Origin of the sequence: Pseudomonas sp. W15Feb34, from assembly GCF_023127765.1 — a bacterium.
Lineage (GTDB): Bacteria > Pseudomonadota > Gammaproteobacteria > Pseudomonadales > Pseudomonadaceae > Aquipseudomonas > Aquipseudomonas synxantha_A.
This window is the reverse complement of the sequence record NZ_SPKN01000053.1, coordinates 270,990-272,186: the sequence shown is the minus strand read 5'-3', so window position 1 is coordinate 272,186 and position 1,197 is coordinate 270,990. Positions and strand designations below refer to the sequence as shown.

General features: G+C 52.1%; 1 pseudogene. It reads right to left on the bottom strand.

Annotation, left to right across the window (positions count from 1 at the left end):
• Nucleotides 1–87 precede the first annotated feature (87 nt).
• A pseudogene (locus E4O97_RS27505) lies at nt 88–1,197 on the bottom strand (hypothetical protein); the annotation flags it as partial.

Sequence of the window (1,197 nt, the reverse complement as noted above, 5' to 3'; positions counted from 1 at the left end):
TAGTCTTTGCTGAGTGCTGCCATTCACCCTGAAAAAAGGGACAGTCTACGGTCAAATAGAACTGCCCCCGTTCAAGCGGGTGTGCGGCTAGTTTTCTATTTTATTACTATTGACCGCTATCGAGTTAAAACGGTTGCTGTTGACGGTGGCGAACCATGCCGTTACTCCTGACGCCAAGTTAGTGGTCCAATAATAGTAAATCCCAAACTCAGTTTTGTAATGGGTGCGCGACCAATAGTAATTATTTGGCATCGGCCAACGACCGGCGTACTGCTGTTGCATAAGCTTCTGTTCATTAAGGGTGGGTAGGGTCATGTCCCGCTCTATCGCCCTTTCATACACTTCTTCGTGCGCGCCTACACCGTTGTTGTAAACCCAGATCACGTTGGTAACGTACACTCCGACGGTTACGGTCTGTGGCGGACTCGAAGAGTCCGTGATTCGGATGGTTGTTGGACCATTGCCCCGTGAGGAAACCGCTCCAGTTGTACTGACAGAAGCGATATAGCTTTTATCGGATGAGTAAGTATAAGGCCCGGTACCGCCGCCCACGCTCAGTTGCGTCGTATTGCCAGGGGTGTTGGCGGGGAGGAGGCTGGGGTAATCTCCCAGCATGAATGTAAATCCGGAGAGCTGGATATAAGTCGGCGTGACGTATAACGGAGTGCTGCGACTGATAGTGTATTGCGTACTGGGAAACTCAACTGCCCGGCTCTGATCGTCGATACCATTATAGGCCACGTAAAAACTCAACGTTACCTGGCTATTATTTGCCACCCTGTCCAACCAACTACGCAGCACAGCTTTATCTCTCAAACCATTGGCGGCCTCCGTGGCGCTGATCAGTTCGCCCTCCATCACCAGTAGATCTTCTATACCGTCGCTGCTGAGTATCATCCACCCTAGTTGGTCTTTGTCGCTCAAAGGCCACTTATCCACTGATGCCTTGGCGTCGCCGGTAAAACTACCCAGGTTCAGCGTGCCTCCATCAATAATACTGTTGATGAGTGGCTGCGGTAAGTCCGTGGCCGGAATCGTATTGACTTTCACCGTCTGCACCTGCGACGGGCGTGGGTCAGCCACGCCCGTGCTCACCACCGAATACTTCAAGCACACGGTACTGTTCACACTATGGTGCAAGACCTTGGCCGAGGTCAGGTTGAACACTACCGTGCCTCCATCCAGCCCATTCTGGCT